At 51.4% G+C, this 23444-nt stretch carries 24 protein-coding genes; 14 read left to right on the top strand and 10 right to left on the bottom strand.

Annotation, left to right across the window (positions count from 1 at the left end; translation table 11 throughout):
- Position 1 precedes the first annotated feature (1 nt).
- On the top strand, positions 2-403 hold the full coding sequence (locus ACESNI_RS06195; RefSeq protein ID WP_373085648.1) for an OsmC family protein: 402 nt from the start codon (positions 2-4) through the stop codon (positions 401-403).
- 108 nt (positions 404-511) lie between these two features.
- Here ACESNI_RS06195 and ACESNI_RS06190 read toward each other — a convergent pair whose 3' ends face one another.
- Positions 512-2338 carry a PHA/PHB synthase family protein gene (locus tag ACESNI_RS06190; RefSeq protein ID WP_373085647.1) on the bottom strand — a complete coding sequence of 609 codons (1827 nt, stop codon included), beginning with the start codon at positions 2336-2338 and terminating at the stop codon, positions 512-514.
- A 25-nt stretch (positions 2339-2363) separates the two neighbouring features.
- Complete coding sequence (gene phbB / locus ACESNI_RS06185; RefSeq protein ID WP_373085646.1) at positions 2364-3089, bottom strand: acetoacetyl-CoA reductase; 726 nt, start codon at positions 3087-3089, stop codon at positions 2364-2366.
- 401 nt (positions 3090-3490) lie between these two features.
- On the opposite strand from phbB, the gene ACESNI_RS06180 reads away from it, so the two are divergent.
- From ACESNI_RS06180 to ACESNI_RS06130, 11 genes are all read left to right on the top strand, one after another.
- Positions 3491-4228: a Crp/Fnr family transcriptional regulator gene (locus tag ACESNI_RS06180; RefSeq protein WP_373085645.1), complete on the top strand. Its 738-nt coding sequence runs from the start codon at positions 3491-3493 to the stop codon at positions 4226-4228.
- Positions 4229-4416: 188 nt separating this feature from the next.
- Positions 4417-5832 carry a F0F1 ATP synthase subunit beta gene (atpD, locus tag ACESNI_RS06175; protein WP_373085643.1) on the top strand — a complete coding sequence of 472 codons (1416 nt, stop codon included), beginning with the start codon at positions 4417-4419 and terminating at the stop codon, positions 5830-5832.
- Positions 5807-6211, top strand: a complete 405-nt coding sequence (locus tag ACESNI_RS06170) for a F0F1 ATP synthase subunit epsilon (RefSeq protein ID WP_373085642.1) — start codon at positions 5807-5809, stop codon at positions 6209-6211. Before atpD ends, ACESNI_RS06170 begins: the two co-directional genes overlap by 26 nt.
- Positions 6204-6500 (top strand): AtpZ/AtpI family protein, encoded by a 297-nt coding sequence (locus tag ACESNI_RS06165; protein ID WP_373085641.1) that lies wholly within the window; start codon positions 6204-6206, stop codon positions 6498-6500. The genes ACESNI_RS06170 and ACESNI_RS06165 overlap by 8 nt, the downstream gene beginning before the upstream one ends.
- Complete coding sequence (locus tag ACESNI_RS06160; RefSeq protein ID WP_373085640.1) at positions 6493-6774, top strand: ATP synthase subunit I; 282 nt, start codon at positions 6493-6495, stop codon at positions 6772-6774. The genes ACESNI_RS06165 and ACESNI_RS06160 overlap by 8 nt, the downstream gene beginning before the upstream one ends.
- A complete protein-coding gene (locus ACESNI_RS06155) occupies positions 6764-7471 on the top strand; it encodes a F0F1 ATP synthase subunit A (RefSeq protein ID WP_373085639.1) in 708 nt (235 codons plus the stop codon). The genes ACESNI_RS06160 and ACESNI_RS06155 overlap by 11 nt, the downstream gene beginning before the upstream one ends.
- Positions 7464-7745, top strand: a complete 282-nt coding sequence (locus ACESNI_RS06150) for a F0F1 ATP synthase subunit C (protein ID WP_373085638.1) — start codon at positions 7464-7466, stop codon at positions 7743-7745. Before ACESNI_RS06155 ends, ACESNI_RS06150 begins: the two co-directional genes overlap by 8 nt.
- Positions 7746-7748: 3 nt before the next feature.
- Positions 7749-8465, top strand: a complete 717-nt coding sequence (locus ACESNI_RS06145; RefSeq protein ID WP_373085637.1) for a F0F1 ATP synthase subunit B — start codon at positions 7749-7751, stop codon at positions 8463-8465.
- Positions 8458-9990, top strand: a complete 1533-nt coding sequence (locus tag ACESNI_RS06140; protein WP_373085658.1) for an alternate F1F0 ATPase, F1 subunit alpha — start codon at positions 8458-8460, stop codon at positions 9988-9990. Before ACESNI_RS06145 ends, ACESNI_RS06140 begins: the two co-directional genes overlap by 8 nt.
- On the top strand, positions 9987-10850 hold the full coding sequence (locus ACESNI_RS06135) for a F0F1 ATP synthase subunit gamma (RefSeq protein ID WP_373085636.1): 864 nt from the start codon (positions 9987-9989) through the stop codon (positions 10848-10850). The genes ACESNI_RS06140 and ACESNI_RS06135 overlap by 4 nt, the downstream gene beginning before the upstream one ends.
- Before the next feature lie 47 nt (positions 10851-10897).
- The gene (locus ACESNI_RS06130) at positions 10898-11623 is read left to right on the top strand and encodes an N-acetyltransferase family protein (protein WP_373085635.1); all 726 of its coding nucleotides are present in this window, start codon (positions 10898-10900) and stop codon (positions 11621-11623) included.
- Between the two features lie 536 nt (positions 11624-12159).
- Here the strand turns inward: ACESNI_RS06130 and ACESNI_RS06125 are convergent.
- Positions 12160-13506 carry a dicarboxylate/amino acid:cation symporter gene (locus tag ACESNI_RS06125; RefSeq protein WP_373085634.1) on the bottom strand — a complete coding sequence of 449 codons (1347 nt, stop codon included), beginning with the start codon at positions 13504-13506 and terminating at the stop codon, positions 12160-12162.
- 480 nt (positions 13507-13986) lie between these two features.
- Here ACESNI_RS06125 and ACESNI_RS06120 point away from each other — a divergent pair, with 480 nt between their 5' ends.
- Positions 13987-14325, top strand: a complete 339-nt coding sequence (locus ACESNI_RS06120; RefSeq protein ID WP_373085633.1) for a phasin family protein — start codon at positions 13987-13989, stop codon at positions 14323-14325.
- A gap of 575 nt (positions 14326-14900) precedes the next feature.
- Entirely contained in the window at positions 14901-17135 is a 2235-nt protein-coding gene (locus ACESNI_RS06115) for a nitric-oxide reductase large subunit (protein ID WP_373085632.1), read from the top strand.
- A 352-nt stretch (positions 17136-17487) separates the two neighbouring features.
- Here ACESNI_RS06115 and ACESNI_RS06110 read toward each other — a convergent pair whose 3' ends face one another.
- The 7 genes from ACESNI_RS06110 to ACESNI_RS06080 form a co-directional block, all read right to left on the bottom strand.
- Positions 17488-17817 (bottom strand): FmdB family zinc ribbon protein, encoded by a 330-nt coding sequence (locus ACESNI_RS06110; RefSeq protein ID WP_373085631.1) that lies wholly within the window; start codon positions 17815-17817, stop codon positions 17488-17490.
- 60 nt (positions 17818-17877) lie between these two features.
- Positions 17878-19110, bottom strand: a complete 1233-nt coding sequence (gene fmdA / locus ACESNI_RS06105; RefSeq protein WP_373085630.1) for a formamidase — start codon at positions 19108-19110, stop codon at positions 17878-17880.
- A gap of 30 nt (positions 19111-19140) precedes the next feature.
- A complete protein-coding gene (gene urtE / locus ACESNI_RS06100) occupies positions 19141-19830 on the bottom strand; it encodes an urea ABC transporter ATP-binding subunit UrtE (RefSeq protein ID WP_373085657.1) in 690 nt (229 codons plus the stop codon).
- A gap of 10 nt (positions 19831-19840) precedes the next feature.
- Positions 19841-20587 carry an urea ABC transporter ATP-binding protein UrtD gene (gene urtD, locus ACESNI_RS06095; RefSeq protein WP_373085629.1) on the bottom strand — a complete coding sequence of 249 codons (747 nt, stop codon included), beginning with the start codon at positions 20585-20587 and terminating at the stop codon, positions 19841-19843.
- Between the two features lie 11 nt (positions 20588-20598).
- Positions 20599-21744 (bottom strand): urea ABC transporter permease subunit UrtC, encoded by a 1146-nt coding sequence (gene urtC / locus ACESNI_RS06090; protein ID WP_373085627.1) that lies wholly within the window; start codon positions 21742-21744, stop codon positions 20599-20601.
- A gap of 10 nt (positions 21745-21754) precedes the next feature.
- Entirely contained in the window at positions 21755-22681 is a 927-nt protein-coding gene (urtB, locus tag ACESNI_RS06085; RefSeq protein WP_373085626.1) for an urea ABC transporter permease subunit UrtB, read from the bottom strand.
- Between the two features lie 94 nt (positions 22682-22775).
- On the bottom strand, positions 22776-23444 hold a 669-nt coding region (locus ACESNI_RS06080; RefSeq protein ID WP_373085625.1), incomplete at its 5' end, for a transporter substrate-binding protein.

Here is a 23444-nt window from a genome sequence, read left to right as displayed (position 1 = left end):
AATGTCTAAAGACAAAATGATTAACGCACACGTAACTGAAACGGGCGAAAGCGACTATGCCGTTGCCATCGAGGTGTCGGGCCATACTATAAAAGGGGATGAGCCCGTGAATGACGGCGGCGGTAATCTTGGTCCCGCGCCATTTGATTTGTTGCTCGCGGCTTTAGGGGAATGCACGGCAATGACTGTGCGCTGGTATGCGCTTCAGCAAAAATGGCCGCTGGATAAGGTTGAGGTCAGCCTCACCTTCCAGAATATCGGCAAGGAAGGTGTTTTTGAAAAACACGTGACCGTCCACGGCGAGGCTTTAAGCGACGACCAACGGCAAAAACTTATCGAGATCGCCGCCAAGTGCCCCGTCCAGAGAACGCTGGAGGGGGAGCTGACGATCAGGACGGCATAGCGGAGGGTTTTTTCGATTAAAATGCACGGCGACCCCGGTTGGCGAAAGCCCCCCCCCGTTGTTCAAACGCTGGGCGGGGGTACTTTTTCTTATCGATGTCCTTCAGCCTTATTTCATCATCACATATTTTCCAGGAGCGTCCCTTATCGGTAGATAATCTTTTTTATCTCCCATCGTGGGAGGCGCCATTTTACCATCCGAGTGGCCCATAAGCCACTCCTGCCATGCATCCCACCACGAGCCTTCTGTTGTGGGCGTCCGGTCTTGCCACTGTCCCGGCGGCATATAATGTGCAGTGTTAGGAACATCAGCAATCTGGAATGTCCGACCCTTATGGCCCGGCTCGCTGACAATGCCGCTGTTATGGCCGCCGCTGGTCAGAACAAAGGTAATATCACTTGCTGTGAGCAGCAGAATTTTATAGACCGATTTCCACGGAGCTATATGGTCCAACGCTGTGCCGACCGAAAACAGCGGTGTGCGGATATCTTGCAGCGCAATCGGCGCATCATTGACAATAAAGCGCCCTTCGGCCAGATCGTTTTTCAGGAAAAGCTCGCGTAGGTATTCGCTGTGCATCCGGTACGGCATGCGGGTGGCATCGGCGTTCCAGACCAGCATGTCATAAACGGGCTGGCGTTTTCCCTGCATGTAATCGTTAATCATGCGCGACCAAACCAAATCATTCGGGCGCAGCATTTGAAATGCACCTGCCATCTGGCCTTTATCAAGATAGCCTTGATTCCACATCACATCTTCAAGGTAGGAAACCTGACTTTCATCAACGAAGAGCATAATCTCTCCGGCCTCTTCAAAATCAACCTGGCTGGCCAACAGCGAGATCGTTTTAAACGACTCATTGCCATCCCTGGCATGCACCGCCGCCATAATGGAGAGCAGCGTTCCCCCAAGACAGTATCCTACGCCGTGAACCTGAGGCGCCTTTGTAATCGATTTAACAGCCTTCAGTGCTTCGCCAATGCCAAGGTGAAGATAATCTTCCAACCCAATATCACGGTCGCATTCATCGGGGTTTTTCCATGATATCATGAAGACGGTGTGGCCTTTATCCACGAGATATTTGACTAGCGAGTTCTCCGGTGAGAGATCGAGAATATAGTATTTCATGATCCATGCCGGGGTGATTAAAATCGGTTCGGCATAGACCTCTTTGGTGGTTGGCTCATACTGTATGAGTTCAATTAGTTTGTTGCGATAGACAACCTGGCCTTTTGTCGCCGCAATATTTTTTCCGACCTCAAAAGCTTCTGCTCCCTCAGCCGGTTCGTTGGCAATGACGCGCGCGGTATCTTTCATAAAGTTCAGCGCGCCTTGGGTGATATTTTTACCCCCTTGCTCCTTCGTTGTTTGCAAAATATCGGGGTTTGTAAGGGGGCTGTTGGAAGGAGACACAACATCCAGCATCTGGCGCGCCGCGTAAGAAACGACATCCAGATGATGATCCGATGCTCCGCGGACGCCGGACGTCGCTTCGTCCCACCATGATTGGTACAACAGAAAACCTTGTTCCATGACATTAAATGGCCATTTCTCCCAGTTTTCAGTTTTAAAGCGATTATCGGCGGGTTGAGCCGAAATAACCGGTTCCACTTTTGCACCGGAAGCAGCCTTTATGGCATATTCACTGATCAGCGCAGTCTTATTCATCAGGCTCTGCCGCAACATCTGATGTTTAGCGGGGGAAAACATCAAATGCGCCCACCAGTCAAACCCCGCCAATCCCACCGCGATCGGTGAAATTCCGCCCGTGAGTTTTGCCATTTGCGCATGCAGGATATGATCCAGATAATAGTCATCTGAAGGCTGTTCATACTTTGGGGCTTCACAGGCAGAAAGCAGTCGTTCCGGAAGTTCGGCGATGCCTTTCTTGGCGGTGACACTCTTTTTTGAAGGGAAATTTACTATTTTTGTCATAATTCTACTCTTTCTGAGCAGCGCGTTACATGTAATGGCCGCCGTTGATGGAAAGTGTCTGCCCGGTAATGAAGCCGGATTCATCGGCCGTTAAGAATGCGACAGCTCGTGCAATTTCGTCAGGGCGGGCCAACCGGCCCATCGGAACCTGAGAAATCATGGCTTTCAACACTTCTTCCGGCATGGTTTGCACCATAGCCGTATCCGTGTAGCCGGGAGCAACGGCGTTGACCGTGATATTTTTAGTCGCGCTTTCCCGGGCGAGTGATTTGGTAAAGCCAATAACACCAGCTTTGGCGGCACTATAATTGGCCTGGCCGATCTGCCCCAATTGGGCATTTATCGAGCTGATACTAATAATGCGTCCAAACTCTTTATCGCGCATCTCACCGATCACGGCACGTGACATGTTAAAACAGGCGCCAAGATCAACCGACATTACAGCATCCCAATCTGCCCGTGCCATTTTATGCAGCATGTGGTCACAGGTGATGCCCGCGTTATTGACAAGAACCTCAATATTGGTGCCAAAATCAGCGCAGACTTTTTTCACGCCACTTGCACATTGATCAAAATCACTGACATCCCATTGATAAACCGATACACCTGTTTCTTTGGCAAAGTCGTCTGCCTGTTGCTCATCTGCGATAAAGTTAGCGGCAACATCATATCCCCCGGCTTTTAACGCCATGCAAATGGACGCCCCAATACCCGTGGTTCCACCCGTGACGAGTGCTAGTCTTTTTGTCATGTTAATTCTTTCTTGAGGCCGGAAATAATTCTTCTCCTTGGTTTTTATGGGCTTCGTGGTTATGTTAGTTAACGCGGCACTTTAAATTATTGCCATATCGCAGCATTTCGCTTGCGACCAGATTCTGGCGAGCTTTCCTGTGCTTTAGAAAACATGACTTTAAGTGTGCGGCCTCAATGCAGGCTGTCTCTTCGAACTGTAACTTACCACGCGTAAATTTATTTAAGATGCATGTGCTCACCCGTTTTTCATGAATAAATTCCTTGCAACTGGTGAGAGGGAACAATAGGCGCTCCTTTTCTGAATGAGTTTGATTGCAGTCAATTTGAGAGGAAATATTAGCCAGCTAATCGCGCAATAGTGACATATAGCTTCGGCAATACTGATACTGGATAAATATTATGACGATAAAATCGGAAATGTTGAGAACACTTCCCCTGTTTTCAGATCTGGCGCAGTCTGAGAACGCACTTCTTGTTGCGAATAGCCGTTTGAAAGACTATGAGCGCGGCACGTTTTTATTCATGCATGGGGATAAGATTATCAATTTCTATGTGATCTGCCGGGGCACAGTGCAAATTTTCCGTGAGACGCCTGACGGGCATGAAGTGACGAGCGATCTGTTGATTGCCGGGGATGCGCTCAACGCCGATAAAATCAACACCGAAAAATTGGCACATACTAAAAATGCGCGCGCTGTTACTGATGTTACGGTCCTTGAAATTCCGATTTCTTGGATGCAGAAAAATTTAAGTAATTTAGACCATCTGGCGGCCCATTTGATGAGGAGCCTGTCTGATCGACTTCATAGCGCACAAATAGAGGCGGAGCATCAGTCAACCATGTCGGCCACGCAAATTGTTGCGTGCTATCTACAACAGCTGTGCATGCTCTACGGGTTTGATCCTGATGGATTTGAACTTCCCTACAGCAAAACGCTGATCGCGTCGCGCCTGCGCATAGAGGTGGAAACATTTTCCCGCACCCTCAAAAACCTGAGAGACAAGGGCATAGAGGTTAACGGTACACATGTATCCTTTACTGATCTACAAAAAGCCGAGCAATTCGTTTGCAAACAATGTTCTCTCTCCGAAGATTGCCAGGTTCATCTCTCATTGCATAAAGCCAATCTGAATTGACTGCAATCAAACCATTTCAGCAGGGACAAGTATAGTCTTCCTCCTGATTAGTAAGGCAGAGAACTGTCTATGCCGCGTTATCGTCCGCTGTTGATGATTTCGGCGGTGGCATTCTCGTCGGCAGCGACGGCCAATATTGGTAGGACCTCTGAACCACCTTCATGCCGTGGCAGATCTGGAGATAGGGTATGGCCATAAAGGCTACAGGAAAGATCTTATCGGTTCGGGGCAGCGTTGTTGACGTGCAATTCGACTCTGATTTGCCGCCGATCTACAGCATCCTGCATGCCGGACCCAAGGACGAGTTTACTCTGGAGGTCCTGTCGCAGCGCGACGATATCTGCGTCCGTTGTATTTCGTTAACGGCGACGGGCGGTCTCGCGCGCGGGATGAGCGTGGCGGATACTGGGGGGACGCTGAAAGCACCGGTGGGACAAGAGATTTTATCGCGAATGTTCGATGTATTCGGCAATACGATCGACCGGCAGGGAAAACTGGCGAAGGCGCAATGGCGCAGTGTTCACCAGGATCCGCCGTCCTTGGCGCGAAGGTCAACAAAATCAGAGATTTTTGAAACCGGAATCAAAGTCATCGATATCCTCACGCCGCTCGAACGCGGCGGCAAAGCAGGTTTGTTTGGCGGTGCAGGAGTGGGAAAAACGGTTTTGCTGACCGAAATAATTCACAACATGGTCGGGCGCCAAAAGGGCGTGAGTATTTTCTGCGGAATTGGGGAGCGCTGCCGTGAAGGGCAGGAACTCTACCACGATATGAAAGAGGCCGGGGTTCTAGAGAACATGGTGATGATCTTCGGTCAGATGAACGAACCGCCGGGCGCCCGTTTTCGTGTGGGTCAGGCGGCGTTGACCATGGCGGAATATTTTCGCGATGATGAGCAGCGCGATGTCCTGCTGCTGGTTGACAATATTTTCAGGTTCATTCAGGCCGGTGCGGAAATTTCCAGCATGATGGGGCAGATGCCCTCCCGCCTGGGCTACCAACCGACAATGGGCACCGAACTTTCACGTCTCGAGGAACGCATCGCCAATACCGATACCGGCGCGATAACCTCTATTCAGGCTGTCTATGTGCCGGCGGATGATTTCACGGACCCCGCCGCTGTTCACACATTCTCGCATCTCTCCGCCTCAATTGTATTATCGCGCAAGCGGGCCAGCGAAGGATTGTTCCCGGCGATCGATCCGCTAGCCTCCAATTCGAAAATGGCCACGCCAACTGTTATCGGCGAGGATCACTATAAAATAGCGCAGGAAATACGGCGTACATTAGCCGAATATGAGGGCCTGAAAGATATTATCGCCATGCTGGGCCTTGAGCAGCTTTCTCCCGAGGACCGCAAACTGGTTGGGCGGGCGCGACGTCTGGAACGCTTCCTGACCCAGCCCTTTTTTACGACCGAACAGTTTACCGGCCTTACGGGAAAATCCGTCAGTCTTAAAGACGGGTTGGAGGGTTGCGCGCGCATCTTGAAAGATGAATTCAAGGATGCCCCCGAAAGTGCCTTTTATATGATTGGCACGATAGAGGAGGCCAAACTATCCGAAACGGGAAAGAAAGATGCCGCGCAATCTTATGCAGCTTAAAATCCTTCTCCCCTTCAAGGTCTTTGCCCAAAAGCAGGGCGTGTCTCGTATCGTGGCAAAAACCACGCAAGGATTTATCGGATTTTTGCCGCACCGGCTTGATTGCGCAGTCGCCCTTACACCCGGGATATTGACATATGAGGATAAAACGGACGGTGAGGTCTTTATCGCAGTCGATGAAGGAATTTTGGTGAAAACAGGTCAGGACATCCTTGTTTCAGTTCGGGGTGCCGTCGGCGGAAGTAACCTGACCACGCTACACGAGGCCGTACGTCAGGATTTCCTGACAGAAGATGAGCAGGAAAGAAATATCCGCTTCGCGCTTGCGAAACTGGAGAGCGGGTTCATCAAGCGCTTTGTCGAGCTGCAGCATGGATAACTTTATCAAGCAAATTAAAACCCAGGCCAGACGCAAGGTGAAAGCCCAGAACCGGGGGAACCATATCTGGTCCGGCTTTGGCATGTTCGGGCTGATCGGCTGGTCGATTGCGCTGCCCGTAGTGCTGGGCGCGCTGTTGGGAATCTGGATTGATAAACGGTATCCCGGCTCTCACTCATGGACGCTGATTTTACTGGTCGCGGGGCTCTGCATCGGATGTTGGAACGCAGCGCGCTGGGTCATGAAGGAACATAAAAACATATCGGATGATGAGGCAGAAGATGAATGACTTATCCATAATTGCCCTGAGCCTCGGCGCCGGGGTTTTACTCGGACTTATGTTCTATGGTGGCCTGTGGTTGACCGTGACTAAAGGCCTTACAGCGGCATATGCGCCCTTGTGGTTCATGGGAAGTTTCTGGCTGCGATTGGCGCTTGCGCTCGGCGGATTTTATCTCGTGGCACAGGGAGACTGGAAAAACCTTCTGGCTTGCTTTGCGGGTTTTATGCTGGGACGCATAGCGGTCAGGCTTTTAACCCGGGAGCCCGCCCATGCAGCTTAGCCCTGACGAAATGGTCTTCTGGCAATACGGGTTTGTAAAACTCAATTCCACCATTCTCACTTCCTGGGCCGTGATAAGCGTTTTGGCTTTGGGGTCGTTGCTTGTTACGCGCGGATTGAAGCATGAGGCAAAAGTTTCAGGTTGGCAGAGCTTTCTTGAAATTATCGTGACGGGAATCAACAGCCAACTCAAGCAAGTCGGACTGGAGCATCCTGAAAAATATATCGGGTTTCCGGGAACCCTGTTCTTGTTCATCGGGGCATCAAGCCTCTTTACGCTTTTTCCCTTCTATACGCCGCCCACGGCGTCGCTCTCAACCACCGTGGCGCTAGCGTTTTGCGTGTTCGTCGCAGTGCCGTTTTACGGAATTACGTCCCAGGGATTTGGCGGTTACCTCAAATCCTATGTACAGCCGAATTTCATCATGTTGCCGTTTAATATTATCAGTGAATTTTCGCGCACCCTGGCGATGGCCATACGCCTCTTCGGCAATATGATGAGCGGCGGTATGATCGTCGGCATTCTGCTATCTATCACGCCCTTCCTATTCCCGATTGTAATGACGATGCTCGGTCTTTTGACCGGCATGGTGCAGGCCTATATTTTCAGTATTCTAGCCACCGTATACATCGCGGCGGCCATCCGTCCCAACACAGAAAAACCCATACCCAACAACAAAGAGTATCAACATGGATAGCATGACAATAATTGCGGTGGCATCCATCGTCACGGCAGGCTTGACAACAGGTTTTGGCTGTTTAGGCCCGGCCCTCGGCGAAGGGTATTCCGTGGCAACGGCGCTCAAATCGCTGGCGCAGCAACCCGACTCCGCCAGCACAATCACGCGAACCTTGTTCGTCGGGCTGGCGATGATTGAATCCACCGCCATTTATTGTTTCGTGGTCTCGATGATCCTGATTTTCGCCAATCCGTTCTGGAACCACGCAATTGCGCTCAGCGCGGGACAATAAGCCATGCAGATTGACTGGTTCACCGTCGCCGCACAGGCCCTTAACTTCCTTGTCTTGATGTGGCTGTTAAAACGGTTTCTGTACAAGCCGATTTTAAATGCCATTGAAGCGCGCGAAAAACATATCGCGGACCAACTGGCCGATGCTGCGTCCAAGCAAGCCGACGCGCAAAAAGAGCAGGACGCCTTTAAGCAAAAAATTGACGCCTTTGAAAAAGAGAAAACGACTCTCCTGATCGAGGCTCAGGATAAGGCCGAGGCAACACGGACAAAGCTTTTACAAGAAGCGACGGTCGATGCCGAGACCTTGCGCGCCAAAAAGAAGGAAGGATTGCAAAACGAGATCCATGATTTGACACAGGATATTCTGAAACAGACCAAGGTACAGGTTTTTGCCATGGCCTCAAAAGTGCTCACCGATCTTGCCGATACCACGCTGGAACAGCGTATGATCGAAGTTTTTATTACACGCCTGCACGCCTTAAGTGACAAGGAAAAGGCCGCCCTCTCAGCCAAGAGCGCAATGATTACCAGCGCCTTTGCCCTGTCGGAATCGCAGAAAAAAGCCCTTAAAGCTGAAATCATGACAAATACCCTCAAATTCAAGGTCCTGCCGGAATGCGTGGGCGGGGTTGAGTTGTCGGCAAATGGCCAGAAGCTCGCATGGAGTATCGGCGACTATCTGGAGACGCTCGAGAAGGAGGCGTCCCGTGCTGCATAAATCGCTGGAAAAGGGTTTCGCGGATATCACGCGCGCACTGGCGGGGCCACCGCCGCAACTAACCCCGCAGGAAATTGGCACGGTGATAAATATCTCAACCGGGATTGCCATGGTCAGCGGCCTTCCGGGCGTAGGGTCGGAAGAATTGCTCCGCTTTCCCGGGGAGGTTTACGGCATCGCCTTCAATGTTGATGAGGGTGAGATCGGTGTTGTACTTTTAGGAAATTACTGGCATTTGCGCGCCGGCGACGAAGTGTCGCGGACTGGTTGCGTTGTCGATGTCCCGGTGGGAGAGGCCCTAATCGGTCGTGTTATTGATCCGCTGGGACGGCCGCTCGATGATCAGGAACCGGCGAAAATATCCAAGCGGCTGCCGATCGAACGGCCCGCGCCCGCCATCATGGACCGCGCCTCGGTCTCCGCGCCGTTGCAAACCGGCATTATGACCATAGACGCGCTGATCCCCATAGGGCGGGGCCAACGCGAGCTTATCCTTGGCGACCGCCAAACGGGAAAAACGGCTATTGCGATTGATGCAATCTTAAACCAGAAAGGGCGCAATGTTATCTGTGTTTATTGCGCCATCGGCCAGCGCGCCTCTTCCGTGGCGAAGGTGATTGCCCGCCTCCGGGATCACGGCGCGATGGATTATACGATCGTCGTGGTCAGCGAGGGCAATGATCCGCCCGGTCTGACCTATATTGCCCCCTATGCCGCGACCAGCATTGCCGAGCATTTTATGGAACAAGGCCGCGACGTGCTGATCGTGTATGACGATTTGACCCATCATGCGCGGGCCTACAGGGAAATTTCCCTGTTGCTGCGCCGTCCGCCGGGGCGGGAGGCCTTCCCCGGCGATATTTTCTACATTCATTCCCGGCTTTTGGAACGAGCAACGCATTTATCCGAGGAGAATGGCGGCGGATCGCTCACCGCGCTGCCGATCATCGAGACAGAGGCGCAGGATATTTCCGCCTATATCCCGACGAACCTGATTTCCATCACCGACGGCCAGATTTACCTCTCCCCGACGTTATTCGAACTGGGCATCCTTCCGGCCATCGATGTTGGCAAATCCGTCTCCCGGGTCGGCAGCAAGGCACAATTTGCGTCTTACCGCTCGGTTACGGGTGATCTCAAGCTCGCTTACGCACAGTTTCTGGAACTGGAGACATTTGCCCGCTTTGGGACAAGGCTGGATGTGCATACCAGCAAAATTCTGGCCCACGGCAAGCGGATCCGGAATTGCCTGGTTCAGGGGGAATCGCAGGCACTTTCACTTTCCGAGCAACTTACCTTGTTGCTGGCTCTTTCCGGTGGCTTGCTGGACGAGGTGCCGGAGGATAAAATACAAGACGCCAGACAGTCCCTTTGTGCGGCGGTTTCCAATCTTTCGGCTGAGGCCAAGGCGGAATTATCCGCCGACGAAACGGTAAGCGATTCTCTTCGTAAAACCGTATTGGAAAATGCCCGCGCTGCGCTTAAGCCGTTCCTTGACGCGCCAGATCGGGTGCAGGACGTATGACCAATACGCTGGAACAGATGCGGCATAAAATCGCTGGTGCGGAGCAGCTTGAATCTGTTGTGCGCACGATGAAGGCTCAGGCGGCCTCTAGTATTACCCAGTATGAAAATGCAGTGCTTGCGCTTGGGGACTATTACCGCACAGTCGAGCTTGGCCTGATCTGCTGCCTTGGCCAAAACAAGCCACTGGTTTCAAAAACACAAAAACCGCAGGCCATCACGGCGATTGTCTTTGGCTCGGATCAGGGTTTAGTGGGTAAATTTAACGATCAACTGGCGGATATGGTGAAAATAACCCTTGATGCTCTGGGAGAGAAAAAAATATTCTGGTCAGTGGGACAACGTGTCTGCGGGCATTTAATTGATGCGGGTTTCAGCATAGAAAAAACGTTCGACGTGCCCGGTTCCATAGGGTCGATTACACCCTTGATAGGGCAAATACTGAACGAATGTGTCGATCGCACCGCCCAGGACGACAATACAAAGATTCTCATATTCTACAATCGTTTGCATGCCAGTAATGTCTACGAACCCGCCTGCCAGCAACTCCTGCCGCTGGATAACGCATGGCAGAACAAATTGGCGCAGAGTGACTGGCCCGGCACCAGCCTCCCGGAGCTCATACAGGATCACGATAACCCGCTTTTGAGCGCATTAATTCGTGAGCATCTTTTTATCTCGCTCTATCGCGCCTGTGCTGAGTCCCTTGCCAGTGAAAATGCTAGCCGCCTTGCTGCTATGCAACGGGCGGAAAAAAACATAGAGACGCTTTTGGGCGATCTCAAACAAACCTCCCGCACTTTGCGCCAAAATTCGATTGATGAAGAGCTTTTTGACGTTATTGCCGCTTCCGAACTTTAGTCAAATCAATAATTAAACGGCGTTTTCATCTTTGGATGCCTCCTGAAATGCAAGAGATTTCTGATTTGATGGCAGGCCATAGTCTAAGGTCTCTGCAAGAGTTGTTGCTTTCAAACTTAAAGGATAAGGATCTGAGGATGACCGACTCTCGATATCGAAATAATAACCATTTGTTTCCACTCGAAACAGTGTTACGTGATGGAACGCCTATTCTCGTCCGTCCAATCCATCGAGAGGACGCAAAACTATTACAAATCGGAATGGAACATCTCTCGGCAGAGGCGAAATATTTTCGATTTTCTGGTGCGCTTCCAAAAATTCCACCAAAACTACTTCGTCAGCTTACAGAAATTGACCATATAAATCACGAAGCAATCGGTGCTCTGGATGTTAGTCAGCTAGACCCCGATCCAATTGGTATCGCGCGATACATTCGATTGTCAGCAGGAAAATTGACAGCCGAAGTCGCCGTCACGGTGGTCGATGCTCATCAAAAAAAAGGCCTTGGCACATTACTTTTAGCAATTCTTGCCCATTCAGCTATCGCCAATGGCATCCATGAGTTCACTGCAATCGTCCTTGCCGCAAATTCTAGTATGCGCCGGATCTTCAGAGAATTAGGTGCGGTAGAAAACCATGAGGATGAGCAACAGATAAACGTCCGAATTCCCCTGTTTCAAGACGCTGGAAACTATCCGCCAACCGCTGTTGGTGATGCGTTTCGACACATCGCGGCCTTAATAGAAACTAACTGCGAAAGAAAAGCCGAGTAATACGAAGACGGGGAAATTAAGAATTATTTACAGCGATACTCACGAATGTTCCTCTATTAGTTAAAATATGACCCAGCCACCCTGCCCTACCCGCCATGATTCCAATGGCATCTTGAAGTCCGCCTTTGCCTGCTTTTGCACCCATAGATCCGGTGAAATTGCGGGTCGCTTGACCGATAAGAGCCCGTGTTTCTGTTCCCTGAGTTTCGAATAGACCCTATACATCTTGCTAATGTCGTGAAGAAATCCGCCTGTAGATCCTCGACCAGCATTGTCAGGTATGGATAGCTCCGTTTATTCACAGTTCTTTTGACTGATGTGGTGGTTGCGAGATGCCATCATGTTTCCGGTTTGTAGGTGCGATGCCTATTATAACCGACCCTGATGAAGGCTGCTTTTTCGGGCCCCATTCAGAGGATCGGGCTTAACCGCCCCGAAAATGCCTCGGAGTGTCCCGGTTACAGCCCAATCTGATCATCAAGCCACAAAATTCTCACATATACGGTGGCGTCCATCGATGGCAGTGCACACGCAAATTATTCTAACCTTTTTAGCGCGATAGGAAGAGGCCCTGAGTCAGGCACTAGTCGATCAAGAACGACACTTGCAACCATATCACCAATGACATTGACCGATGTCCTGCACATATCGATAATTCGGTCCACTCCGATAATTAATGCAATGCCAGCTGCGGGAATTCCAACACTTTCCAGAATTGTTGCGAGGATAACAATCCCAACACCGGGTGTGCCTGGCGATCCAATTGATGCGCCCGTCGCCATAACGACAACTAGAACCATACCAGACAGGCCGATATCCACTTCGAAAACCTGGGCGAGGAAAAGAGTGGCTACGCCTTGATATAGGGCCGTGCCAGCCATATTGATGGTAGTACCCAATGGGATCACGAAGCGAGAAATTCCGGTTCGGACCCCTAGTTTTTCTTCCGTTGTACTTAGCGTAAGTGGCATCACGGCGGCCGAACTGGACGTAGACAATGCCAACAACACAACTTCTTTAGCATTTGATAGAAAAGTATGGGGGTTCATACGACCAACAACTAATAGAATCACTAGATAGACTATGAGAAGTGCGAGCAAACTGATAAGAACGGTTGCCACATACACAGCTGTTGCCAACAGCGTTGAGATGCCAACGCGCGCACTTATGCTAGCAATCAGCCCGAACACTGCGATGGGTGCAAACTTAAGTACCCAACCGATAATAACCATACAAACAGACTGAATTGATCCAAGAAGGTCGAGTATCGGCTTGCGTTGACTTGATGGCATGGCCATAAGCGCGACGCCGATGATGACGGCGCTGATTACCGTTTGCAGCATATTACCGCTGACGAAGGTCGCTAATGGGTCTTTGGGAAACAGCCCGGTTAGTATTTCTGGAAGCTCCTTCAAAGTGGGAATACCTGCCTTTGCAGCTCCACTGACATCTGGCATTGAGTCAGGGATGATTGCATTCAAATGTGTGCTGTCTATGTATGCCCCTGGCTCGATGATGAGCGCAAATCCAATACCAATTATAACAGCGATAACAGTAGTAAGTACAAAAAACAGTATGGTGGCTATTCCCAGTCGACCAATGTTTTCTGCAGCCTCTTCTGCAGCAATTCCTCGAATAACCGAAGCAACAATGAGGGGGATAATAACAAACTGAATTGCAAGCAAAAATACCCTGCCGGGCAAGGCCACCCATCCGGCAATCGTTTCCGCGGTATCCTTGTCAAAAAGCCCGGTTGCCGGGCCAATCAACACACCGAATCCGACCCCCAGGATCATCGCAATAATTACTTGAAGCCAAAGTTTACCACTGACCAAACTTGTCAGATTTTCTTTCAAGCCGATCAGGGATCGTGAAACCACCATGTTGCCATATCCGTTGTTTTTTTTAGTATAACCCGTAAAAAGGACGGTGTCAGGGCAGCGTCGAGGGGAAATGACGAAGTGCTTAAAATAATTGGATAATGCCTTCAGAGCGCAAGCTGACGCCAATCATTGAGAGTATCGCCACGATCGAGTTTAAATGGCACTTGGCTTGCGAAGTCGTATTCCAGGATTAAGTTGTTATGAAATGACGATTGGATTTAGGTGAATTTCTGCAGTATCTTCCCATTTCTGAACCTGATCATCGCCCATTCCTGTCGTCGTGTATTACAATTTTCCGGCGGGTTTTCAAATGATGACAATGCCCCTGAACGGCACCGTCGGCACCGCGCGAGAAGGCGAAGCGACTTCCCGTTTAAAAGCGATGCAACCCCTTCCGACCAACTTAATTGATCTGAGTCAATGCAGCTCGAACCAAATATGGCTAATTTATCCTGAACCAGCACTAGAAGGAAATTAATCATGACCAAAAAGTCACAAGACTCTAGCATTTCCCCGCAAACTACCGGGTTTCTCGGCTTCGATCCAGCTGCCATGTTAAGCGCGTTTATGCCGAAAATGAATGAAGTTTCGCCGTCTGGTGGCAATCCCGTTGCCGTTTGGCTGGAGATGAACCAACAATGGACGGCCTTTCTGACGAAACGGTTCAAGAAAGACTCTGCTTTGCTCCAGCAGCTCACTACATGTACCAGTCCGGCGGAATTGAATGCCGCCTATTCGGATTTCTTCAAAAAAACGGTCGAAGATTACCAGCGTGAGCTCAATGAGATGTCTGAACTCGGTCAAAAGGCCTTGGGTTAGCTAGAGGTTCCGGGCGAAACAAAAGCTGGCCGGATTGGTGACAGCAAACCCATCCACCATCAGATTAGAAATTACTTGTTGTTCAGGAGGCGTCCATAGATGACAGTAGTCAAACGGCACTACCAAATCATTTCCACTAAAGTTTTTTGCGCCTGTCGCTGTTTAAAGTGGTAAGGCCAGTGCTATCTATGCTCGCCGCCGCTTACGATGGTTCATCCATATTCGATGAGATGCTCAACTCGGGAGAAGAGACTTCTGAATGATATGTCGAACCGACATGTATCTCGCATTGCGAATTTGCGTTACTGGAGGATACGTGCGATGGTTGCTTTCTGAGCAATATTTGCGTCGGTGCTTTTTGTCATCGAGCTGCTCCGCTTACATGGCCGCATGGCATGTTCGTCAACTCCAGCACAGAGCTTCGTGAAGATGGTGTCGGAATTCGGTATTTCACTAATTTTCGGTGTCCTTGGCGGAAACCGCAGACTTTTTTTGACGCACAAGGAGTTGGGGTCATAGAAACCTATAAACAAACGTTCAGTATTAAACGGCTATGGATAATTCTGACCGTAGGCATGGTTGTCATGTTCGGAATATTGCTGCTGCTCGGCGCGGAAATTTACCAGATGAAACCCCCCATACCAGAGGCTGTCACCTCAGTCTCCGGCGAAGTCCTTTATACCCGTAACGACATCGAAACAGGACAAAATGTCTGGCAATCCATCGGTGGGATGGAGCAAGGCTCGATCTGGGGACATGGTAGTTATGTTGCGCCCGACTGGAGCGCAGACTGGCTCCACCGAGAGGCCGAAACGCTGCTTGCCCTGCGCATGAAAACGCCCATCGCTGGCCTTTCCCAAGCAGAAGATATGGCATTGCAAAAAGCCGCGCTGCAGAAAGAGATGCGTACGAATAGTTACGATCCCGCCACCGGCACCATCACGGTTAGCGATATGCGCGCCCAGGCTATCAAGCAGGTCGAAAAACATTATGTCAGCCTGTATGAAGGCAGCGATCCTGAGTCACTTGCGTTGCGCCGCGATTATGCTTTTCCCCTTCATGGCCTTCTGGGCAATGCAGAAGCAAAACAGCTCTCTGCCTTTTATTTCTGGACCGCCTGGGGTGCGACCACCAATCGTCCGGGAAAGGAAATCACATATACGAGCAACTGGCCACATGAGCCGTTGGTTGGCAATAAGCCGACCACTGAAATTCTGATGTGGAGCATTGCATCGGTTATCCTCCTGCTCGCAGCAGCCGGAGCGCTTATCGCCTATTACGCAAAGCAATTTGATGTCTGGCGGCAGGAAATAGTACCCGAAGACGGCATAGCCAAAGCTGACATATTGGATAGTGCCGTTATCACTCCGTCTATGCGGGCAACGGCAAAATATTTCTGGATTGTCTCTGCAATGTTCCTGGGTCAGGTCTTGCTCGGCATTTTGACGGCGCATTATGCTGTCGAAGGCCAGGGATTGTACGGCTTGCCATTTGCAGAGTATTTTCCTTACGCCGTGACGCGGACATGGCATACGCAACTCGCGGTGCTCTGGATTGCGACGGCTTGGCTCGCAACGGGTCTGTATGTCGCGCCTATGTTGGGGGGTCGAGATCCGAAATTTCAGCGGTTCGGGGTCAATTTCCTCTTTTTCAGCCTGCTGATCATTGTTGTCGGTTCCTTTGCAGGCCAGTGGGCTGCAATACACCGTTTCTTTAGTAACCTGACAATGAACTTCTGGTTTGGGCATCAGGGCTACGAATATGTCGATCTGGGCCGGTTCTGGCAAATTTATCTGACCATTGGGCTGTTTCTATGGGTTGGGCTAGTGGTCCGAGGATTATGGCCGGTTTTGCAGAAAAAGGGCGGTAGATCTCTGATCTATCTCGTGCTCGTATCTGCGATTGCAATAGGCCTGCTTTACGCCGCAGGTCTGATGTGGGGGCAGCACACCCATATTTCGATCATGGAATATTGGCGCTGGTGGGTTGTCCATCTTTGGGTAGAAGGAATTTTTGAGGTTTTTGCCACTGCCATCATCTCTTTGCTATTCGTGCGCATGGGTATTCTGCGAACGTCAACGGCGACCGTGATGGTGCTGTTCGCAACCGTCATCTTCCTTTTTGGAGGGGTGCTGGGCACGTTCCATCACCTCTATTTCAGCGGTACGCCAACTTCGGTAATCGCCGTTGGTGCAATGATATCGGCGCTTGAAGTGGTCCCGCTGCTGGTCGTCGGATTTGAAGCCTATACCCGCTACAAGGTTGAACATGAGGTCGAATGGGAACGCAACTACCATTGGCCGTTCATGTTCTTTGCTGCCGTGCTGTTCTGGAACCTGATAGGTGCCGGACTGTTCGGCTTCCTGATCAATCCGCCGATCGCTTTGTATTATATGCAGGGCCTCAATCTGACGGCCAATCATGCACATGCCTCACTTTTCGGCGTATACGGAATGCTGGGATTGGGATTAACACTCTACTGTTTGCGTGGCCTTACCAATACGGCTTTGTGGAACGAAAAGCTGCTGAAAATATCATTCTGGTCCCTCAACATCGGCCTTGCCATGATGACACTTCTGTCGCTGCTACCGCAGGGTGTGATCCAGACATATATCAGCATCGAATATGGCTATTCCTTCGCCCGGTCGGCTGATCTTATCCAAAGCCCGATCATGCAGGCGCTGGTCTGGGCAAGAGTGCCGGGAGATCTCGTTTTCAGTGTCGGGGTGTTTGCATTCGTTTGGTTTGTGTTTAGGGCCTTCGTGCCGGGGAAAAATATCAAAACTTCGCCACGTCTTAAATCAGCTTAAGTAGGCACGGTGGCTTTGTCAGAGGAAAATACTTGAGTTTGTTTCGTGCGGATCACGGTCGTCTCATAAAAACCATTCCGACGACGGGAACGACCGATGATCAAGTTCAGGAGCGCAAAATCCCTTCAGGAATTTGCCTCCATCCACTCGTCAATCCAAAGCCACTTTAATCAAGAACGCCATCTCAGTAACCGTAAAAACTTCGAACTCAAACGTGAAATTGGTCTTGCCGAGTGGCGTCAACTTACAGCTTGAAAAGCAACGCCTCGTCCCTGCTTTGGTGTCTGATCATTTTCGTCTGCCAATGTCTTGGATTCGTTTCCACGAAGTTAATGTGAGAATGCCGCATTACCTAATGTGAAATCATCCAGGGGCGCTTGGCGGGAAAACTTTTCGATCCGTCAGGGCGGTGCAGGGTTCCTGAATTGATCTTCTTGCCACCACCACCGCAGCAACCGCAGCCCGGTCCGTGGGAGGATTTCTTCGGCTCATGAGCGCTTCGCTCATTAGTGGCATGAGCATGGCGGCTCCCCGCCTCCATCATGGCCAGGCGCGGGGCGGACATCATTCTCGGCGCGGTCAAACCGCAACCCGGACAGCAGCCATGCTTCGCATAATCGGAAATCGGCGCCATATCGTCAAACGGGCCGCAATCCACGCATGAATATCTGTAAATCGGCATAAAATTCTCCATAATCCGGGCGGGATCGCGTCCCGCCCGTTCAAGAAAAGGAAATATAACTCAGAGATCGGGCGCCAGAGGCACGTCAATGGATCCATCAAGATACTTCTTCGGACCGTCCGCATTCGGCATCATGTCCCATTCGAAGATGTCGGTCGGCAACCAGAGAGTTGCGCAGGCATTCGGAATATCGACAACGCCCGAAATATGCCCCTGAACCGGTGCAGTGCCGAGAATTGCGTAGGCCTGAGCGCCGGTATAGCCAAACTTCTTCAAATACTCGATGGCGTTGAGACAGGCCTGACGATAGGCTATATGGACATCCAGATAATGCTGTTTGCCCGCCTCATCGACGGATATACCTTCAAAGATGAGGTAGTCGTCATATTTCGGCGCGATTGGCGAGGGCCGGAAAATCGGGTTCTTGATCCCATATTTGCTCATGCCGTCCTTGATCAATGACACCTTGAGATGCAGCCAGCCCGCCATTTCAATGGCGCCGCAGAAAGTGATCTCGCCATCGCCCTGACTGAAATGCAGGTCGCCCATGGAAAGCCCGGCGCCGTCGACGTAAACCGGGAAATAGATCTTCGATCCGCGCGACAAATCCTTGATATCGCAGTTGCCGCCATGTTCCCGTGGCGGCACCGTACGGGCAGCCTCCGCAGCGGCTTTGGCCTTGGCCTCTCCCGTCATCCTGCCCATATGCGCGGTCGGTCCCCCATCAGGGAGGGTTGCAAGCTCCGGAACGCGCTCCGGGTCTGTGGCGACTAACGCTTTCTCCCGCGTGTTCCACATATCCAGCATTTTCCGGTCCGGAAGGCACCCGATCAGTCCCGGATGGATCAGCCCGGCGTATCGCACGCCCGGCACATGGCGGGATTTGGTGAACATGCCTTCAAAGTCCCATATCGACTTTTGCGCCTCCGGAAAATGATCCGTGAGGAACCCACCACCATTCTTCTTCGAAAAGAAGCCGTTAAATCCCCAGAGACTTTCTTCCTTCGTCCCGATGTCGAGGATATCAACCACCAGTAGGTCGCCCGGCTGGGCCCCCTCTACGCCAATCGGCCCCGACAGATAATGAACCTGAGCCAGTTCCACATCGCGAACATCGGAGGCGTCATCATCATTCTTGATCTGCCCGCCCGTCCAGTCATAGGTTTCGATCTTGAAATCATCTCCCGGCTTCACCCATACGGCAATCGGAATATCCGGATGCCAGCGATTGTGAATATTCTCGTTGGTGAGCGGGCTTTCGCTCAGGTTCACTTCAATAAGGGTATCAGTCATGTTGCCTCCTTGTAGATTTGCGTTGGTTAGTTAGACGGATAGGAATTTTGAGACTTTTTCTTCATCGATCCCGGCGCGCAGGGATTCGTGGACGAACTCGCCGTTTTCGAGGACTAGAACTCGGTCCGCGACATTCAGGGCGAAACTCAACACCTGCTCGGAAACGATAATGGAGAGACCCCGCTCGTCTCGGATGCGACGGAGCGTCCGCGCCATTTCGCGGATGATCGAGGGCTGGATTCCTTCAGTAGGTTCATCCAGCAGCAGGACCTTTGGGTCAGAGGCCAAGGCGCGGGCAATCGCCAGTTGCTGCTGTTGTCCGCCGGAAAGGTTCCCTCCCCGCCTCGATTTCATTTCGACGAGAACGGGGAACAGCTCATGTATATCTTTGGTGACCGTTTTCTTACCGGTGACGATAAGGCCGGTCTCGACATTTTCCTCGACCGTCATAGACGAGAAAATCTGGCGGCCTTGCGGCACATAGGCCAGACCTTTCTCCACCCGCTCATAGGACTTCAGGCTCTGGATGGCCGTACCATCAATCGAAACGCTTCCATCTTTCGTCGGAACGATCCCCATAAGGGTCTTCATCAAGGTCGTCTTGCCCATGCCGTTCCGTCCCATGATCGCGACGATTTCTCCGGGAGCAACAGCAAAATTCAATCCATGGAGCACTTCAGATTCGCCATAGGCGGAGCGGAGACTTTCAACTGCTAACATCATTAACTCCTTAGTGTCCAAGATAGACTTCGATGACTTTGGGATCGGCCTGTACATGGGCCATAGACCCTTCCGAGAGGACCTTGCCCTGGTGCAGTACGGTGACGCGCGTCGCGATATCCTCAACGAATTTCATGTCATGCTCGATGACGATGACCGACCGGTCCTGAATGATGCGGTTGAGAAGTTCGGCCGTTTTCTTGCGTTCCGCGACCGACATTCCGGCCACAGGTTCATCCAGCATAAGCAGTTCGGGATCTTGGATGAGCAACATGCCGATCTCGAGCCACTGCTTCTGGCCATGACTGAGAAAGGCGGCTTTTTCTTCAAGCAAGTCTTCAAGAAAGACGGTCGCGGCAATTTCATCTATCCGGGAGATCACTGCGTCGTCGCGGCGAAACGTCAAGGCGCCGAAAACCCCGTGGCCCTTCGGATAAGAAATCTCAAGATTTTCGAAAACAGTCAGATCTTCATAAACCGTCGGCGTCTGGAACTTACGGCCAACACCGGCATGGACGATCTGATCCTCACGCATTTTCAAAAGTTCCTGATTTTTAAACTCGACCTTGCCGCTTGTCGCTTTTGTGCGGCCACAGATCAGATCAAGAACCGTCGTCTTGCCGGCGCCGTTCGGTCCGATGATAACGCGGCATTCGTTGGGCTCGACATAGAAGCTCAAGCCGTCAACAGCCTTGAATCCAGCGAAGGATACGGTCAGGTTTTCAACGCTTAGCAGGAAATCCGGTCGTCCGTTCATTACAATCCCTCCTATTCGGCCGCTGTTTCAAGCGGGTCATATTTGCTGACATCATTCACAGAAGATGCTTTTCGCTTGAACAAGGCGACAATCCTTGGCTCGACGTAATCCTTGTAGAGACCGGCAAGGCCATTCGGGAAAGCGAGTACCACCGCGATGAAAAGAGCGCCCAGGCCAAACAGCCAGAGTTCGGGGAAGAGTTCCGAGAACGTGGTTTTCGCTAGATTCACCAGCAGCGCTCCGTAAACCGCACCGAGAATCGAAAGACGTCCGCCAACCGCGCAGAAGATCACCATCTCAATAGAAGGGACGATGCCTACGAAGCTCGGTGACATAAAGCCCACCTGCAGAGTGAACATCGCGCCGCCGATCGCGGCAAATGCCGCGCCTGCACAAAAGACGAAAATCTTGAAATTGGCCACATCGTACCCGGAGAACCGGACACGATCCTCCTGATCTCGCATGGCAATCAGGATACGGCCGAGCTTGGACTTACGGATCAACTGGGCAATGAAGAGACAAACGAAGAGCAGCCCGCCATTGACAAAGTACAAAATCACCTTGGCGTCGTCGGTGCGAATATCCCACCCTTTTAGGGTTCTGAGATCGGTAATGCCGTTGACACCACCCGTATATCCCTGCTGGCCGATAATAAGGATCGTCAATATTGCCGCGATCGCCTGGGTGATGATGGCGAAATAGACACCGCCAACTCGCCGCCGGAACATGGCGACACCAATAATGAAGGCAAAAATAACTGGAATAATGATGACGGCCGCAAGACTGAAGGTCAGGCTATGGAACGGCTGCCACCAGAAAGGAATTTCGGTAATCTGGTTCCAGTCCATAAAGTCGGGAATCCCCGGCGTTGACTGGATTTTCGTTGCTTCCGGGCTGGAAGCCTCGAGTTTCAGGAACATGGCCATGCAATAACCGCCAAGACCGAAGAAGACACCTTGACCAAGGCTAAGGATACCGCCCGCCCCCCAGCACAATACCAGTCCAATTGCGACAAAGGCATAGGTCAGATATTTTCCGAACAGATTGAGACGAAAGGTGTCCAGACCGACGGGCAGTATCACGAAGATAAGAAGTGCGAGAAGGGCAAAGCCAACAAGGTCCGTGTTCGAGAAAAAGCGATTTTTATTTAAAAACATCGGACTAACCTCATTTACGGAGTTTGAGAGCGAAGAGACCTTGCGGGCGTAGCATCAGGATTCCAACGACCGTCAGCAAGGTAAGAACCTTGGCCATTGAGCCGGACAGGAAGAATTCCATGATGGACTGCGCCTGCGAGATCGAGAACGCGGATGCGATCGTTCCAAGAAGACTTGCGGCCCCGCCAAAGACAACGACCAGGAAGGTATCGACGATATAAAGCTGTCCGGCTGTTGGTCCAGTTGAACCGATCATCGTAAAGGCGGACCCAGCGACACCGGCGACACCGCAGCCGATGCCGAATGTCAACCTGTCCGTGCGTTCCGTGTTGATGCCAACCGCACCGGCCATAACCCGGTTTTGCGTGACTGCCCGCACCTGTTTTCCCCAGGAGGAGCGGAACATCATGATGTAAACCGCCGTGGAGATTCCAGTCGCTAGCACCATGACAAAAATGCCGTTGATCGGGATTTCGATCATATCTGTCAGTGGCAGGGAACCCATTATCCAATCCGGTATGGTCACACCGACTTCGCGGGCGCCGAAGACTGATCGATAGATTTGCTGCATAATCAGGCTCAGGCCCCACGTGGCAAGCAATGTATCAAGCGGCCTTTTGTACAAATGGCGAATTAAGGCCCACTCCACCAGCATTCCAAGCGCACCGGCCACGATGAAAGCTAGAATCATCGCGAGAAAGAAATACATGCTGAAAAGCGCAGGCAGATATTCCGCGAACAGGTTGGAGGTCAGATAGGTGACATAGGCGCCCAAAATCATGAACTCGCCATGGGCCATGTTGATGACCCCCATCTGACCAAAAATAATGGCCAGTCCCAGCGCCATGAGAACGAAGACGGAAAATAGAATGAGGCCGGCAAACCCTTGCATGGCAAAAATAGCCCCGAGTTCACCCATTGAGTATTCGGAAAACATATTCTGTCTCCTACCTGCGATAATCCAGTTGGTCCAAAGAAGATGCGTAGGGTGGCCCGCACCATGGAGCTACGAACCACCCCCTACGCAAAGCCTATTGATAGCCTTCCGGGAACGGATTGGGTTCAACCAGATCCTTGGTTTCGAAGACTACGTCATATTGGCCGTCGAGCCTGGCGTGACCAACACGGGTCTTGGACCATAAGTGATGGTTTTCATGAACTTTCACATATCCCTCGGGAGCCGTGGTCAATTCAATTCCCGGGCTGGCGTCCCGCACCTTGTCAACATCGAAGGATCCCGCTTTCTCGACAGCTGCCTTCCACAGCCAGGGGCCAAGATAAGCAGCCTGGGTGACATCGCCGATAACCATGTCATCGCCCCACATCTTCTTGAATTCCTTAACGAATGCGATGTTGTTCGGATTGTCGAGGCTCTGGAAATATTTCATGCAGGCATAGGCGCCGACGATATTTTCGCCGCCGATGCCGCGGATTTCGTCTTCCGTCACCGAAATGGTCAGCAGAAGCGGTTTCTCCTTGGTCATGTCGATACCGGCCGCGTTCAGCTGTTTGTAGAAGGCAACGTTAGAGCCACCAACGACGATCGCGTAGATCACATCCGGTTTTTTCAGGCGAATCTTGTTGATCACCGAGTTGAACTGGGTGTGGCCAAGCGGGTAATATTCCTCCCCCACTACTTCCAACCCAAGTTTTTCGATATGTTTGCGGGCGATCTTATTGGAAGTGCGCGGCCAGATATA

Origin of the sequence: Sneathiella sp. (genome assembly GCF_041689005.1) — a bacterium.
In the GTDB taxonomy this organism is placed as follows: Bacteria; Pseudomonadota; Alphaproteobacteria; order Sneathiellales; family Sneathiellaceae; genus Sneathiella.
Note: the sequence above shows the minus strand (reverse complement) of the source record. Positions and strands in the feature narration are given on the sequence as shown.